Annotated in this window: 12 protein-coding genes; 3 read left to right on the plus strand and 9 right to left on the minus strand. The window is 73.2% G+C overall.

Going from position 1 to position 14,675, the window contains the following annotated elements; translation table 11 throughout:
- Positions 1-2,745 (minus strand): hypothetical protein (locus tag ACFV8H_RS05825; protein WP_380396778.1); only part of this gene is annotated, 2,745 nt, incomplete at its 3' end.
- A gap of 588 nt (positions 2,746-3,333) precedes the next feature.
- The gene (gene mce, locus ACFV8H_RS05830; protein WP_375892942.1) at positions 3,334-3,777 is read right to left on the minus strand and encodes a methylmalonyl-CoA epimerase; all 444 of its coding nucleotides are present in this window, start codon (positions 3,775-3,777) and stop codon (positions 3,334-3,336) included.
- Positions 3,778-4,035: 258 nt separating this feature from the next.
- On the opposite strand from mce, the gene ACFV8H_RS05835 reads away from it, so the two are divergent.
- On the plus strand, positions 4,036-5,229 hold the full coding sequence (locus ACFV8H_RS05835; protein ID WP_380396780.1) for an acetyl-CoA C-acetyltransferase: 1,194 nt from the start codon (positions 4,036-4,038) through the stop codon (positions 5,227-5,229).
- A gap of 119 nt (positions 5,230-5,348) precedes the next feature.
- On the plus strand, positions 5,349-6,305 hold the full coding sequence (gene meaB / locus ACFV8H_RS05840) for a methylmalonyl Co-A mutase-associated GTPase MeaB (protein WP_380396782.1): 957 nt from the start codon (positions 5,349-5,351) through the stop codon (positions 6,303-6,305).
- 86 nt (positions 6,306-6,391) lie between these two features.
- Here meaB and ACFV8H_RS05845 read toward each other — a convergent pair whose 3' ends face one another.
- From ACFV8H_RS05845 to ACFV8H_RS05865, 5 genes are all read right to left on the minus strand, one after another.
- The gene (locus tag ACFV8H_RS05845; RefSeq protein WP_380396784.1) at positions 6,392-6,907 is read right to left on the minus strand and encodes a MarR family winged helix-turn-helix transcriptional regulator; all 516 of its coding nucleotides are present in this window, start codon (positions 6,905-6,907) and stop codon (positions 6,392-6,394) included.
- A gap of 40 nt (positions 6,908-6,947) precedes the next feature.
- Positions 6,948-7,748 (minus strand): AIM24 family protein, encoded by an 801-nt coding sequence (locus ACFV8H_RS05850; protein WP_380396911.1) that lies wholly within the window; start codon positions 7,746-7,748, stop codon positions 6,948-6,950.
- A gap of 233 nt (positions 7,749-7,981) precedes the next feature.
- Positions 7,982-8,632 (minus strand): AIM24 family protein, encoded by a 651-nt coding sequence (locus ACFV8H_RS05855; RefSeq protein WP_380396786.1) that lies wholly within the window; start codon positions 8,630-8,632, stop codon positions 7,982-7,984.
- The gene (locus ACFV8H_RS05860) at positions 8,632-9,270 is read right to left on the minus strand and encodes an AIM24 family protein (RefSeq protein ID WP_380396788.1); all 639 of its coding nucleotides are present in this window, start codon (positions 9,268-9,270) and stop codon (positions 8,632-8,634) included. Before ACFV8H_RS05860 ends, ACFV8H_RS05855 begins: the two co-directional genes overlap by 1 nt.
- 80 nt (positions 9,271-9,350) lie before the next feature.
- Positions 9,351-10,154 carry a DUF2127 domain-containing protein gene (locus ACFV8H_RS05865; protein ID WP_380396790.1) on the minus strand — a complete coding sequence of 268 codons (804 nt, stop codon included), beginning with the start codon at positions 10,152-10,154 and terminating at the stop codon, positions 9,351-9,353.
- A 247-nt stretch (positions 10,155-10,401) separates the two neighbouring features.
- On the opposite strand from ACFV8H_RS05865, the gene ACFV8H_RS05870 reads away from it, so the two are divergent.
- Positions 10,402-10,713, plus strand: coding sequence for a DUF3817 domain-containing protein (locus ACFV8H_RS05870; protein WP_375891485.1), 312 nt, complete (start codon positions 10,402-10,404; stop codon positions 10,711-10,713).
- A 106-nt stretch (positions 10,714-10,819) separates the two neighbouring features.
- Here ACFV8H_RS05870 and ACFV8H_RS05875 read toward each other — a convergent pair whose 3' ends face one another.
- Together ACFV8H_RS05875 and ACFV8H_RS05880 are read right to left on the minus strand one after the other, a co-directional pair.
- Positions 10,820-12,439 carry a M4 family metallopeptidase gene (locus tag ACFV8H_RS05875; RefSeq protein ID WP_380396791.1) on the minus strand — a complete coding sequence of 540 codons (1,620 nt, stop codon included), beginning with the start codon at positions 12,437-12,439 and terminating at the stop codon, positions 10,820-10,822.
- A 497-nt stretch (positions 12,440-12,936) separates the two neighbouring features.
- Positions 12,937-14,565: a M4 family metallopeptidase gene (locus ACFV8H_RS05880; protein ID WP_380396793.1), complete on the minus strand. Its 1,629-nt coding sequence runs from the start codon at positions 14,563-14,565 to the stop codon at positions 12,937-12,939.
- Positions 14,566-14,675: the final 110 nt, after the last annotated feature.

The following is a 14,675-nucleotide window of genomic DNA, read 5'->3' on the forward strand; positions in this document are numbered from 1 at the left end:
GCGGACGCGGTCGGCGTAGGCCTCGGCGGTCTCGCGCTGCTGGGTGGTCTCCTGCTGGGCGAGGGTGCGCAGCTCGGCCGCGGCCCGCTCGGCCTCGGCGCGGTGCTCGGCGGCGTACTGCTCCGCCTCGGTGCGGTGGTCGGTGGCGTACTGCTCCGCCTCGGTGCGCAGTTCGGTGGCGTGCTGTTCGGCTTCGGTGCGGACGCGGTCGGCGTAGGCCTCGGCGGTCTCGCGCTGCTGGGTGGTCTCCTGCTGGGCGAGGGTGCGCAGCTCGGCCGCGGCCCGCTCGGCCTCCGCGCGGTGCTCGGCGGCGTACCGCTCCGCCTCCTCGCGCTGCTCGGCCGTCTCGTGGTCGGCGAGCTCGCGCTGCTCGGCGGCGTACCGGTCGGCGGCCGCGCGGACCTCGGTGCTCTCCCGGGCGGTGCGCTCGGTCAGCTCGGCGGCGCCCTGCTCGGCCTGCTCGCGGGCGGCGCGGGCACCGGCCAGCTGCTCGGCGGTCTCCTCGCGCTCGCGCTGGAGCCCGGCGGCGGCCTCCTCGTGCTCTCGCCGGCTCTCCTCGCGCAGCGCGTTCGCGGTGGCCTCGGCCTCGGCCCTCGTGCGGGCGGCCTCGGTGTCGGCCTCGGTGCGCACCCGCTCGGCGTCGGCGACCGCGGCGTCCCGGACGGCGTTCGCCTCGGCCTGGGACTCGGCGGCCAGGGCCTCCGCGGCGGCGGTCGCCGCAGTGCGCACCTGCTGGTCGAACTCGGTTGCGCCGCGCCGGAGTTCGGCGGTCTCCCGCTCGGTGGCGGCGCGGTTCTCGGCGGCCGCGGCCTTGGCGGCGGTCACCGCGTCCTGGCCCTGCTGCTCGGCGGCCGAGGTGATCTTCTCGGCCTCGGTCCGGGCCCGGGCCAGGGTCTGCTCGGCCCGGCCCTGGGTCTCGGCGGCCTGCTCCTGGGCCTGGGCGCGCAGCCGCTCGATCTCCCCGGCGGCACCGGCGCGCAGCTCGTCCGCGTCGGCCTTGGCCTTGGTGAGCAGCTCCTCGGCGTTCTTCGCCGACTCCTCGATCTGCAGCACGGCCTGGCGGCGGGCCTCGCTGCGGGCCCGGTCGGCCTCGGCGGCGGCCTGGGCGCGCAGCTCCTCGGCCTCGGCGCGCAGCCGGGCGGCCTCGTCCTGCATCTGCTCGATCCGCTCGCGGATCGCGGCGGCGTCGTCCAGGGCGGCGTTCTGGGCCTGCTCGACGGCGGCCTGGGCCTGCTCGCGCAGCCGCTGGGCCTCGGCGTGCGCCTCGGCGCGGATCCGCTCGGCCTCGGCGGAGGCCTCGCCGCGGGCGGTCTCGGCGTCCTGGTTGGCCCGGCCGAGTACCTCCTCGGCGGTCTTGGCGGCCTTGGCGAGGTGGACGGTGGCGTCCTTGGCGCCGGCCGCGCGGCCGGCCTCCTCGGCCTCGCCGCGCAGCCGCTGGGCGTCGGCGTCGGCCTGGGCCCGCAGCTCCGCCACGTCCCGGTCGGCCTGGGCGCGCAGCTCGGCGATCGCCGCCTCGGCCTCGGCCTTCAACTGGGCGGCGACCGACTCGGCGGTGGCCCGCAGCCGCTCGCTCTCCTCGGCGGCGGCGGCCTTGGCGGCGTCCGCCTCGGCCTGCCGGGTGGCGGCGTTGCTGCGGATCGCCTCGGCCTCGGCCCGGATGGCCTCGGACTCCTTGGTGGCGTTGGCGACCAGCCGGGCGATCTCGGCCCGGGCGGTCTGCGAGCGCTGCTCGGTGGCGGCCTCGCCGTCGGCGACCTTGCGCTCGGCGGCGGCCTCGGCGTCGGCCTGCAGCTGCTCGGCGGCCTGCTCGGCCTGGACCCGCAGCTCGGTGGCCTCCCGGCGGGCGCGCTCGGCCTCGGCGATCGCCGCGTCGCGCAGCCGCTCTATCTCGGCCTTCGCGGCGCCCAGCTGCTGCTCGGCGCGGGACTGCTCGGCGGCGGCCTGCTCCTTGAGCCGGCTGATCTCGGTGTGGGCGACGGCCAGCTGCTGCTCGGCGGCGGCGTGGGCGGCGGCCAGCTCCTGCTGGGCCTGGCCGCGGGCCGCGTCCACGTCGGCGGCGGCCTGGGCACCGGCCTGCTGGGCGTGCTCGGAGGCGGCGCGCAGCAGTCGCTCGGCGTCGTTCTGGGCCTTCTGGAGGGCGGCCTCGGCGGCGGCCTGGGCCTCGCCGCGGGCGGCGTCCACGTCGGCGGCGGTCTGGGCGCGGGCGTGGTCGGAGAGGGCGGCGGCCTCGGCGCGGGCCGCGGCGACCATCCGCTCGGACTCGGCGCGGGCGTCCTGGAGGAGGCGCTGGGCCTCCTGCTCGGAGCCGGACCGGGTCTGCTCGGCCCAGCCGTTGACGTGCTGCTCGGCGGAGCGGCGCAGCTCGGTGAGCTCGTCCTCCAGCTGGCGGCGGCGTGCGGCGAGCTCGGCCTCCAGCCGGGCGGTGCGCTCGGCGGTCTCGGCCATGATCCGCTGGGTGGCGGCCTGGGAGTCGCGCAGCTGGCGCTCGGCGTCGGCGCGCATCTGCTGGGCCTGCATCTCGGCGGTCCGCAGCATCTGCTCGGCCTGGCCGGAGACGGCGTCGAAGGCGCGCGGCTGGGCGAGCATGCGCCGGGATTCGTGCAGCTTGGCCCGGAGCACCTCCACCTGGTAGGCGAGGTCCTCGGCATGCTCGACTGCCTTGTCCCGCTCCTTCCGAGTCCGACCCATCTCGGCCTCGAACTGGGAGAGGTGATCGTCAACCTCGTAGCGGTCGTTGCCCCGCACTCCGCGGTCCCATCCATCTCCTGGTCGCGTCCTCGACCGGGCCGGTCCCGGCCACCCGTGTCCGGGGCCCTGGTCCGACTGGTCCTTGCATCCGCGTCCACCGGACGACCCGCTGCCAAGCCGGAGCCGTCCGCCGCGGTCGTCGGAGTCCTGGTCGCGGGAGCGCGGACGTGCCGCGTTCCCCCGTCCGGGTGGACTCCTGGGCGAACTCTTGCCTGTGGAGAATGGTGACAGATCCGTCTTGCGACTGTTCAGCCGTGCCCGCGTACTGGACTCCCCTGCGACGGGCCGGCCACCGGAGGGCGGACAGGCCTGTCATCGGCCGTGCCCGTCGCCTCCGTCCCCCGGAGTCTTCGCGCACCTGGGCATTGTAGTGGGCGCGCACCGCGGGGGAATGGCCGCGTGGGGGTTTTCCGGCTGACGGACCACGTTACTGACGGGTCGCTAGGGTCTTGTGGCCGAGCGTAGCGAGGCCGCCATCGAGAGGTGCCCGGTTCCGTGAAGCGGCTGCCGAGCGGTAGCGAGGCGGGGCGCAGCACGGTGTGCCGCCCGGGAGCGGGCGGCACCGGGAGCGGTTCCGAGGTCGTTTCAGTGCCCTTCGTGCTCGCCCGGCTGGGCCGAGGTGACCAGCTCGGTCAGCACGCCGCCGCAGTCCTTGGGGTGCAGGAAGGTGATCCGCGAGCCCATCGAGCCGATCCGCGGCTGGTCGTACAGGACCCGGACGCCCTTGTCGCGGATCGCCTCGGCGTCGCCGTCCACGTCGGCGGTGCCGAAGGCGATGTGGTGCACGCCCTCGCCGTTCTTCTCCAGCCACTTGGCGACGGTGGAGTCCGGGCGGGTGGGCTCCAGCAGCTGGAGGTACGAGGCGCCGCCGTCGTCCGTGCCGTTGATCCGGAGCATGGCCTCGCGGACCCCCTGCTCCTCGTTGACCTCGCTGTGGAACACCTCGAAGCCGTAGGTGGCGCGGTAGAACTCGACCGTCTTGTCGAGGTCTCGGCAGGCGATGCCGATGTGGTCGATGCGGGTCAGCACGGCGCCTCCAGGGGCGGGTGGACGGACAGTGGCACCCAGTGCAGCGTACGGCCCCGAGGCGGCGCCAGTGCCGGACGTGCGAGCCTGCTCACACGCCGGGAATCACCCGGACGTTCACCCGGATCGCATTGACACGGTGTTGACTGGACGGTGCCAGTGCGCTCGATCACACCGTCGCTCCGGTGACGGGCGGAAAACGGGTCAGTACCCTGAGCGCATCCTCACCACCTGGCCACGACGTGCGAAGGGGCCCGTCCCATGACCAACACCACCTCTGTGATCGTTGCCGGTGCGCGGACCCCGATGGGCCGCCTGCTCGGTTCCCTCAAGGGCTTCTCCGGTGCCGACCTCGGCGGCTTCGCGATCAAGGGCGCGCTGGAGCGGGCCGGCATCACGGGTGAGCAGGTCCAGTACGTGATCATGGGCCAGGTGCTGCAGGCCGGCGCCGGTCAGATCCCGGCCCGCCAGGCGGCCGTCAAGGCCGGCATCCCGATGAACGTCCCGGCGCTGACCATCAACAAGGTCTGCCTCTCCGGCCTGGACGCCATCGCCCTGGCCGACCAGCTGATCCGGGCCGGCGAGTTCGACATCGTGGTGGCCGGCGGCCAGGAGTCCATGACCAACGCCCCGCACCTGCTGCCGAAGTCCCGCGAGGGCTACAAGTACGGCGCGGTCGAGGTGCTCGACGCGATGGCGTACGACGGTCTGACCGACGCCTATGAGAACATCCCGATGGGCGAGTCCACCGAGAAGCACAACACCCGCCTGGGCATCGCCCGCGACGTGCAGGACGAGATCGCCGCCGCCTCCCACCAGCGGGCCGCCAAGGCGCAGGCCGACGGCGTCTTCGAGGCCGAGATCGTCCCGGTCGCCATCCCGCAGCGCAGGGGCGAGCCGGTGCTGTTCGGCCAGGACGAGGGCATCCGCGCCGACACCACCGTGGAGGGCCTGGCCAAGCTGCGCCCCGCCTTCACCAAGGACGGCACGATCACCGCCGGCACCTCCTCGCAGATCTCCGACGGCGCCGCCGCCGTGGTCGTGATGAGCAAGGCCAAGGCCGAGGAGCTGGGCCTGACCTGGATCGCCGAGATCGGCGCCCACGGCAACGTGGCCGGCCCGGACAACTCGCTCCAGTCGCAGCCGTCCAACGCGATCCGGCACGCGCTGGGCAAGGAGGGCCTGGAGGTCTCCGACCTCGACCTGATCGAGATCAACGAGGCCTTCGCGGCCGTCGCCCACCAGTCGATGAAGGACCTCGGGGTCTCCTCCGACATCGTCAACGTCAACGGCGGCGCGATCGCGCTCGGCCACCCGATCGGGATGTCCGGTGCCCGCGTGGTGCTGACCCTCGCGCTGGAGCTGCAGCGCCGCGGCGGCGGGGTCGGCGCGGCCGCGCTGTGCGGCGGCGGCGGCCAGGGCGACGCGCTGATCGTGCGCGTGCCGAAGGCCTGATCTGTTCCGACCTCCGGGGCTGCGGACCGCCACAAGTGGTCCGCGGCCCCTTCGGCATCTGCCGTCGTTCGCCGCCGTACGCCGCCGCCACCCGCCGGCATCCGCGCAAGGAGCTCCTGATGATCGATGTCGCCACGCTGGTCGAGCAGGCCCGGGAGGGCCGGCCGCGGGCGGTCGCCCGGCTGATCACGCTGGTCGAGAACGCCGCCCCGCAGCTGCGGGAGGCGATGGCCGCGCTCGCGCCGTACACCGGGCAGGCGTACACGGTGGGCCTGACCGGCTCGCCCGGGGTGGGCAAGTCCACCTCCACCTCGGCGCTGGTCTCCGCCTACCGGCGGCTCGGCAAGCGGGTCGGGGTGCTCGCCGTCGACCCGTCCTCGCCGTTCTCCGGCGGGGCGCTGCTGGGCGACCGGGTCCGGATGCAGGACCACGCGACCGACCCCGAGGTGTTCATCCGCTCGATGGCCACCCGCGGGCACCTGGGCGGGCTGTCCTGGGCGGCGCCGCAGGCGCTGCGGGTGCTGGACGCGGCCGGCTGCGAGGTGATCCTGGTGGAGACCGTCGGCGTGGGCCAGTCCGAGGTCGAGGTCGCCGCCCAGGCGGACACCGCCGTGGTGCTGCTGGCCCCCGGGATGGGCGACGGCATCCAGGCCGCCAAGGCGGGCATCCTGGAGATCGGCGACGTCTTCGTGGTCAACAAGGCCGACCGGGACGGCGCCGACGCCACCGCCCGGGAGCTCAACCACATGCTGGGCCTCGGCGAGGCCCGCGAGGCGGGGGACTGGCGCCCGCCGATCGTGAAGACCGTCGCGGCCCGCGGCGAGGGCGTGGACGAGGTGGTCGAGGCCCTGGAGAAGCACCGCGCCTGGCTGGAGGAGACCGGTGAGCTGGCGGTGCGCCGCCGCCGTCGGGCCGCCCAGGAGATCGAGGCGATCGCGCTGGCCGAGCTGCGCGCCCGGATCGGCGACCTCTCCGGTGACCGCCACCTGGCCGGCCTGGCCGAGCGGGTGGTCAACGGCGAGCTGGACCCGTACGGCGCGGCCGACGAACTGGTCGCGGGCCTGACCACGGGCTGAGCGTCGCGCGCGCGGGGCCCCGGACCGGGCGCGGTCCGGGGCCCCGCCGCAGGCGCTGCGGTGCGGCCGGGTGCGGCCAGGAGCGGCTAGGACCGGCCGCGCAGGCCGCGGAGGTGGTCGGCGACCGGGGCCAGGGCCTCGTAGAGGGCGTCGAGCTGCTCCGGGGTGAAGCGGTCGATGAAGTGGGCCCGGACGCTGCGGACGTGGTCGGGGGCGACCCGCTGCATGGTCTCCCAGCCCTGTTCGGTGAGGTGGGCGTAGAGGCCGCGGCGGTCGCCGGGGCACTCCTGGCGCAGCACCAGCCCGGCGTTCTCCATCCGGGTGATCTGGTGCGAGAGCCGGCTCTTGGACTGGAGGGTGGCGGTCGCGAGGTCCGTCATCCGCATCCGGTGGTCGGGGGCCTCGGAGAGCACGACCAGGATCTCGTAGTCGTTGATCGCCAGGTTGTGGGGCTGGAGCTCGCGGCTGAGCTGGTAGTCCAGCAGCTTGGCGACCTCCAGATGGGCGCGCCACATCCGCTGTTCCCTGGCGGTCAGCCAGGGAGTCTCCTCCTCGGGCTGAGACGGAGGGGTGTCCGCGGTGCCGATCGTGTGCGTATCCATGGGGTCCAGCATAGCCGATTTAGTTCAATCTTGTACAAGTTTACAGGCCGAAACGCCGACCGAGTTCGCCCAGGTTACCGAGGCCCGGCGCGTTGGACTGGTTGCCGCCGTGGCCCGGCTGGTTCGGCACCCCGCCGCCCGGGACCCCGGCCTCGGCGTCCACCCGGCCGACCGACCGCTCGGCCAGCAGCGTCTCGCTGGACTGCACCAGCACCTGCCCCGCGCCGATGAACTCGAACTGGTGCTCCTCGCCGGAGGCGCCGCCGATGCCGGTCAGCCGCCGCAGGCCGCCGACCACCCCGTGCAGGTAGTCGTGGTCGTAGTGGTGGCACGGCGCCGGGCAGTCCGCCCAGCCGACCAGGGCCTGCGGGTCCACCCGGACCGGCGGCTCCACGAAGTGCACCGGCCCGTTGGAGGCGGCGACGAAGCGGCCGGTGCCGATCAGGGTCAGGAAGCCCGGGATGATCGACTGCTTGAGCCGCAGCGTCGGGTCGAAGGCGAGCAGGTTGCCCGAGCGGACGGTCAGATTGCCGTCGTCCAGGTCGTAGGAGTTGAGGTCGAAGGCGCGGTCGGCCAGCAGCAGCCGGCCGGAGCCCTGGGCGACCACCCAGTCCGCGGCGTGCAGCGGGGAGTTGAAGTGCTGGCCGAGCACCCGGTCGACCATCCCGGCGCCGACGCCGCGGAAGGAGATGTCGCCGTAGTAGGCGACCATCTTGCCCTTCTGCAGGAAGTAGGAGCCGTTCAGCTCGACGGCGAAGGCGTACGGGTTGACGTTGTCGTTGGCCGGCAGGGTGTGGGCGTCGTACACCACCGGGCCGGTGCCGCCGTGGGTGGTCGGCAGCGGGGCCTGCGCGCCGCCGAACTGCTCCTGGGCGTAGGACTGTTGGGGCTGCGCCGGCTGGGCCTGCGGCTGCGGCTGGTACGCCTGGGGCTGGTAGTGCGGCGGCGGGGGAGGAGGCGGCTGGTCCGCGGAGCGGCCGTAGTTCGGCGGCAGCGTGAAGCCCGGCTGGGTCGGCTGGTCGTGCGGGGAGCCTCCCCCGTACGGCGGCTGCGGAGGCTGCGGCGGCTGGGACATCAGAGCTTCTCCTCGCTCGCCTGGACGTACGCCGTGCCCTGCCCGGACAGCTCCAGCTGGAACGCCTCGCCCGAGCCGCGGCCGATCATCTCGCGCCAGCCGATCGCCGTGGACAGCTTGTTGCGCACCTCGCCGCGGTGCGCCACGTACGCCTGCGGGTCGACGTGCACCGACTGGCCGGGGGTGATCGGCAGCTCGAAGACGCCGCCGTGGGCCATCACCGCGACCGAGCCGTGGCCCTCCAGCCGGGTGGTGAACAGGCCCTGCCCGCTGACCTGGCCGCGGACCATGCCCATCACGCCGCCCTGCGAGCCGAGGAAGACGGTGGACTGGCGCAGGGTGCCCTCGAAGGCGAGCAGCCGGTCCGCCTCGACGAACAGGGTGTCGCCGACCAGGTCGATCACGTGCACGTGGTGGCCGCCGTGGCCGAACATCACCCGGCCGTGGCCCTCGACCGTCATCAGCGGGGTGTCCTCGTTGGCGACCCGCCGGCCGATCATCGACATCACCCCGCCCTGGCCGCCGGTGATGTTCGGGGTGAAGCGGACGTCCCCGGTGTACCCGAGCATCGCCCCGCGCTGGCTGAACAGCCGCTGGCCGGGCACCACCTGGGCCTCGACCATCTTGCCGTTGATCCGGGTGAAGCCCATCAGACGTCACCCCCGAGGGTGACCTTCTCCGAGGGCTGGACGTACACCAGGCCCTCGCCGGTGAACTCGACCTGCACGGCCTCGCCGCCGCCCTCGCCGATCACCGTGGTCCAGCCCGCGCCCGACTTCACGCTGCGGTGCAGGTTGCCGGTGTGCGCGACGTACGCGCCCGGGTCGACCCGCAGCGGCATGGACTTGTCGACCCGCAGGATGACGGCCGGCCCGTTGGAGGTGACGGCCGCCCAGCCGTGCCCCTCCACCTTGGTGGTGAAGAGGCCGTTGCCCGAGGAGACGCCGTTCAGCCCGGTGAAGCTGGTGCCGGTGTGCAGTCCGGCCTCGGTGCAGAGCAGGTTGTCCGCCTCGACGTAGAGCGTCTCCCCGTCGAGGCGGACCAGGTTGATCTCGGTGGCCCGGTCGGCGAAGTAGCAGGTGCCCTGCCCCTTCACCTCCATGACCGTCATCCGCTCGCCGGTGAGTCTGCGGGCGACCATGCCGCGCAGCCCGTCCCCGCCGCCGGTCAGTTTCTTGAAGGTCATCTGGCCGGTGTACGCGACCATCGAGCCGTGTCGGGCCTTGACGGCGTCCCCGCCCAACTCGACGGCGAGGACCCTTGATCCCTGGAGTCTGAACTGTGCCACGGCCGCAATCTAGCCGCCGCGGGGGCGGCCGGGCGAGAGGGCCGGGGCGGACCGGTACGGACTCGGGACAATCGTTCGCGTCAGGAGCGTGCGTGCGCCCCGTGGCCGTGGCCCGGGTGCGGGACGGTCCCGGCGGCCTCCTCGACCTCCAGCAGCGAGGCCGAGTGGCGCTCCGCCTCGAAGGCCACCACGCCGCCGCGCAGGCCGAACAGCCGCTTGGAGAGCATGATCCAGAGCACCGCGGCGATGTTCAGCAGCAGGGTGCAGACCTTCACGGCGCTGACGTGCTCGTGCAGCTCGTAGCCCTCCAGCGGGAGGAAGGCGGCGGTGGCGACCACGGTCAGGTACTCGGCCCAGCGCCTGCCCAGCCAGAGGCCGACCGCCTCGACGATCTCGATCAGCGCGTAGGCGATCATCGCGCCCGCGACGACCAGCAGGGTCTTCTTCTGGTAGCCGAAGGTCTTGCGGATGGTCTCGACGATCGGGGCGTGGTCGAGGTCCCAGTGGAAGTGGTCGGTGACCGGCTTGAAGATCGTGAGGTCGTCCTCGAAGATCCGCTGCACGGCCTCCTGGCTGTTGGAGAACTTCCAGACGCCCCAGGCCATCAGGATGATGATCACGCCGCGCAGCACCCGCTCGACGGCCAGGAAGCGCAGGATGAAGAGGTCCCGCAGCGCCTTGCCGCGGGGCACCAGCGGGGCGTCCGCCGCCGGGCCGGAGCCGTGCGGGGCGCCGAGCGCGAAGTCGCCGCAGCGCAGGCAGCGCCAGGCGTCGCCGACGGCGGTGGCGGTGTGCAGCCGGGCGGCCAGCTCGGGCTCGGTCGGCGCGTAGGTGATGTGGCCGCGCTTGGCGCAGGTCCTGCGGTCCCAGTCACGCTTGAACATGTGGTGCTACCCCCGTGGTGCGATGCCGGTGGCGCCCGGTTCCGTTGGGCGCGCGGGCAGCAGGATAGGGGGTACGGGCGACGCCCTGCTGCGGTCGGCGGGGTTCTGGCGCGCGGCTGTGACATCCGGCACGGTGGCCACCCCCGGCCCGGGGCCCGTACGTGTGCTCGGTGATAATGGCCGGAAGGCTTGTGAGTCGCTTCACAAGCGTGCCCACGCCTCCGACCCCCGTATTGAGGTATCCAACGTGAACAGCAGCGCCGTCCACCGCCTGCGCCTGGTCTCCGCCCCCGAGGCGATCTCCTTCGTCCTGCTGCTGATCTGCTCGGTGCTGAAGCGGACCACGTCCTTCGACGCCGTGCCGGTGATGGGCATGGTCCACGGGGTCCTGTTCGTCCTGTACGTGGTCTTCTGGATCCAGGCCTGGCAGGCGCAGAAGTGGGACGTCAAGCGCGGCGCCCTGCTCTTCGTGCTCTCGGTGCTGCCCTTCGGCGGCTTCTTCGCCGAGCGGATGCTCGGCCGCGAGGAGCGCGGCGAGCTGGAGCCCGCCACCGCCTGATCCCGCTCCGGGTGGACGGCCGACAGGCTGCCACGGCCTCCTCTCCCAAAGGGCCGCGGCAGCCTGTCGCCGTTTTCTTACCGGGGATGGCTCGTGCGGGGCGCGGTCAGTTGACGTTGACCCCGCTCCAGGCCGCCGCCACCGCCTTGTACTCGGCGCCGTTGGCGCCGTAGAGGTCGGCCGCGGCCTTGAGGCTCGCGGTGCGGGCGGCCTTGTAGTTGGTGGTGGAGGTGAAGTACACGGTCAGCGAGCGGTACCAGATCGCGGCCGCCTTGTCCCGGCCGATGCCGGTGACCTTCGAGCCGTTGGAGGTCGGGCTGTTGTAGTTGTAGCCGTTGATGCTCTTGGCGCCGCTGCCCTCGGAGAGCAGGTAGAAGAAGTGGTTGGCGATGCCGGACGAGTAGTGGACGTCCAGGTTGCCGACGCCGGAGTACCAGGAGTCCGCGGACTTGCCGTCCAGCGAGGGCTTGTCCATGTAGCGCAGCGGCTTGCCGTTGCCGAAGATGTTGATCTTCTCGCCGATCCAGTAGTTCGGCGGGTTCGCCGGCAGGTTGGCGTACCACTCGACCATGGTGCCGAAGATGTCCGAGGTGGCCTCGTTGAGGCCGCCGGACTCGCCGGAGTAGTTGAGGCCCGCGGTGGCGGAGGTGACGCCGTGGGTCATCTCGTGGCCGGAGACGTCGATCGCGGTGAGCGGGTTGGTGTTGCCGTTGCCGTCGCCGTAGGTCATGCAGAAGCAGGAGTCGTTCCAGAACGCGTTGACGTAGTTCGAGCCGTAGTGCACCCGGCTGAGGGCGCCCACGCCGTTGTTCTTGATGCCGTTGCGGCCGAAGGTCTTCTTGTAGAAGTCCCAGGTGGCCGAGGCGCCGAACTGGGCGTCCACGGCGGCCGACTGGCGGTTGGAGGTGAGGCCGTTGCCCCAGGTGTTGCTGGTGGCGGTGAACAGCGAGCCGTTGCCCGAGGTGCCGCCCTTGAGGTCGGTGGTCGACTGGTTGCCCCGGGTGGCGTCCTTGAGCGAGTAGGTCGAGCCGCTCTGGGTGGTGGTCAGCGGGACGGTGCCGACGTGGACGCCCTTGCCGCTGCCGGCCGCGGTCTGCACCTCCTCGTGGGTGGAGAGCAGGTCGCCGGTGGCCGCGTCGGTGACCACCTGCTGGCTGCTCGGGGTGCCGTCGGCGCGCTCGCCGCGCACCACCGTGCGGTGGGCCAGCCGGGGGTTGCCGTCGGCGGCCCAGACCACCAGGTCCGTCCGGTCGGTGCCGTCCACCCGGCTGAGCGCGGCCTCGTCGTCGTCGGCGGCCAGGCCGACGGTCGCCCGCACCGCGTCGGCGGCCCGTTCGGCGGCCTGGTCGGCGGACAGTCCGGGGGCCAGGCCGTTCGGCAGGGCGAGCCGGCCGTCGAAGGCGCGGTCCACCGAGGCCACCGAGCCGTTCGGGCGCTGGTGGACGACCAGGTCGCCGCCCAGCACCGGCAGGCCGGCGTAGGTGCGCTCGTAGCGGAGGTGGCGGGTGCCGTCGGCGTCCACCACGGCGTCCTTGGCGACCAGCCGCTCCTGGGCGCCCAGGGCGAGCGCGCCGGCGAGCGGGGCGCTCTGGCCGGCGGCGATCGCGAGCGGCGCGGACTGCGACAGGTCGGCGGCCTGGGCGGCGGGGAGGGCGGCGATCTGGACGACGCCGGCCAGCAGTGCGGTGGCGGAGAGCACCGCCGGGAGGGTCAACTTTCGCTTCACGTGGGGCAGTTCCTTCCACGAGACCCGCGGGGTGCGTGCGGGTGCGCCGCGTACCGGGGCGCCGGGGGTGGCGCCGTTGGGGCGGTAGGGCGCGAACGTGCTTCTCCCGTGCGGCTGCTGACGGTCCGTCGGTCGGGTGGGGGCGACGGATCGTCGGGCGGGAGCTTGGTCATAAGCATGACAATCCGTGGCAGGAAAGGACAGGGCGCCCCCCGGGATTGGCCAGGAGTCGCCAGGGGCGGTGCGGATGGTTCGGTTGCCGTCCACTGCCCGGAATCTTCGGTTCGTCCCGGCTGGCGGGACTCCGCCAACCGGGACCGCTTGACGCGCCGCGGGGCGCGGCGGACCGGCGGCGAGGGGGCGCGGTGGACCGGCGGCGAGGGGGCGCGGTGGACCGGCGGCGAGGGGGCGCGGTGGACCGGCGGCGGACATGGACGGACGCCCGGGGCCTGCCCTCCAACGGGGCCCCGGGCGTCCAGCTCACCTTCCGCCGGGCGTCACTTCACGTTGACGGCGGTCCAGGTCGCGGCGACGGCGCTGTACTCGGCGCTGGTGGCGCCGTACAGGTCCGCCGCGGCCTTGAGGGTGCCGGTGCGGGCCGCCGCGTAGTTGGTGGTGGAGGTGAAGTAGGTGGTCAGCGCGCGGTACCAGATCTTCGCCGCCTTGTCCCGGCCGATGCCGGAGAGGCTGGAGCCGTTGGACGTCGGGCTGTTGTAGTTGACGCCGTTGATGGTCTTGGCGCCGCTGCCCTCGGACAGCAGGTAGAAGAAGTGGTTGGCGACGCCCGAGGAGTAGTGGACGTCCTTGTTGCCGACCGTGGAGGACCAGTAGTCCGCCGAGGCGCCGTCCTTGGAGGGCTGGTCCATGTAGCGCAGCGGCTTGCCGTCACCGTTGATGTTGATCTGCTCACCGATGAGGTAGTCCGGCTTGTCGGAGGGCAGGTTGGCGTACCACTCGACCATGGTGCCGAAGATGTCCGAGGTGGCCTCGTTGAGGCCGCCGGACTCGCCGGAGTAGTTGAGGCCGGCGGTGGCGGAGGTGACGCCGTGGCTCATCTCGTGGCCGGCCACGTCCAGCGCGGTGAGCGGGTGGGTGTTGCCCGAGCCGTCGCCGTAGGTCATGCAGAAGCAGGAGTCGTCCCAGAACGCGTTCACGTAGTTGGAGCCGTAGTGGACCCGGCTGGCGGCGCCGACGCCGTTGTTCTTGATGCCGTTGCGGCCGAAGGTGTTCTTGTAGAAGTCCCAGGTGACCGCGGCGCCGTACTGGGCGTCCACGGCGGCGGACTCCGCGTTGGAGGCCAGGCCGTTGCCGAAGCTGTTGGTGGTGTTGGCGACCAGGGTGCCGGAGCCGGAGGTCCTGCCCTTGAGGGTGTAGGTCGCCTGGCCGCCGCGGGTGGCGTCCTTGAGCTGGTAGGAGCTGCCGCTCTGGGTGGTGGTCAGCGGGACGGTGCCGACGAAGACGCCCTTGCCGGTGCCGGCGGCGGTCTGCACCTCCTCGTGGGTGGACAGCACCTGGCCGCTCGCCGCGTCGGTGACCAGCAGCTGGCGGCTCGGGGTGCCGTCGGCGCGCTCGCCCTCGACCGTGGTGCGGTACGCCAGGCGCGGGCTGCCGTCGGTGGCCCAGACCACCAGCTCGGCCTTGCCGGTCTGGTGCACCGCCGTCAGCGGCGCCTCGTCCTCGTCGACGGTGATGCCGACGGTGGACTGCACGGCGCCGGTGGCCTGGGCGGCCGCCTTGTCCGCGGGGATCTGCGGGGTGAGGCTGGGCAGCGCGAGCTTGGCGCCGATGGCCTTGTCCACGGCGGTGGTGGTGCCGTCCGCCTTCTGGTGCACGACCAGGTCGCCGCCGAGGACGGGGAGCCCGGCGAGGGTGCGCTCGTAGCGGAGGTGGCGGGTGCCGTCGGCGTCCACCACGACGTCCTTGGCCACCAGCTGCTCCTGGCCGCCGAGGGCCAGGGCGTGGGCGACCTTGCCGGACTGGCCGTTCGCCTGGGCGAGCAGGGCGGCGAGCTGCTGGGAGCTGCCGGCCTGCGGGGCGGGGTCGGCCTGGGCCGCGCCGGCCTGGACGACACCGGTGAGCAGAGCGGTGGCGGAGAGTACGGCGACTGCGGCGAGCTTTCGCTTCACGGACGAGTCCTTCCGGGAAACCGCGTGTGGGCGCGGTCGCGCCGCGTCCCGGGGGGCCGGGTTCGGCACCTTCGGGGCGGGACGGGCGCTGACGTGCGAGGACCCCGAAC

This window comes from Kitasatospora sp. NPDC059827, assembly GCF_042731675.1.
Taxonomy (GTDB): Bacteria; Actinomycetota; Actinomycetes; order Streptomycetales; family Streptomycetaceae; genus Kitasatospora.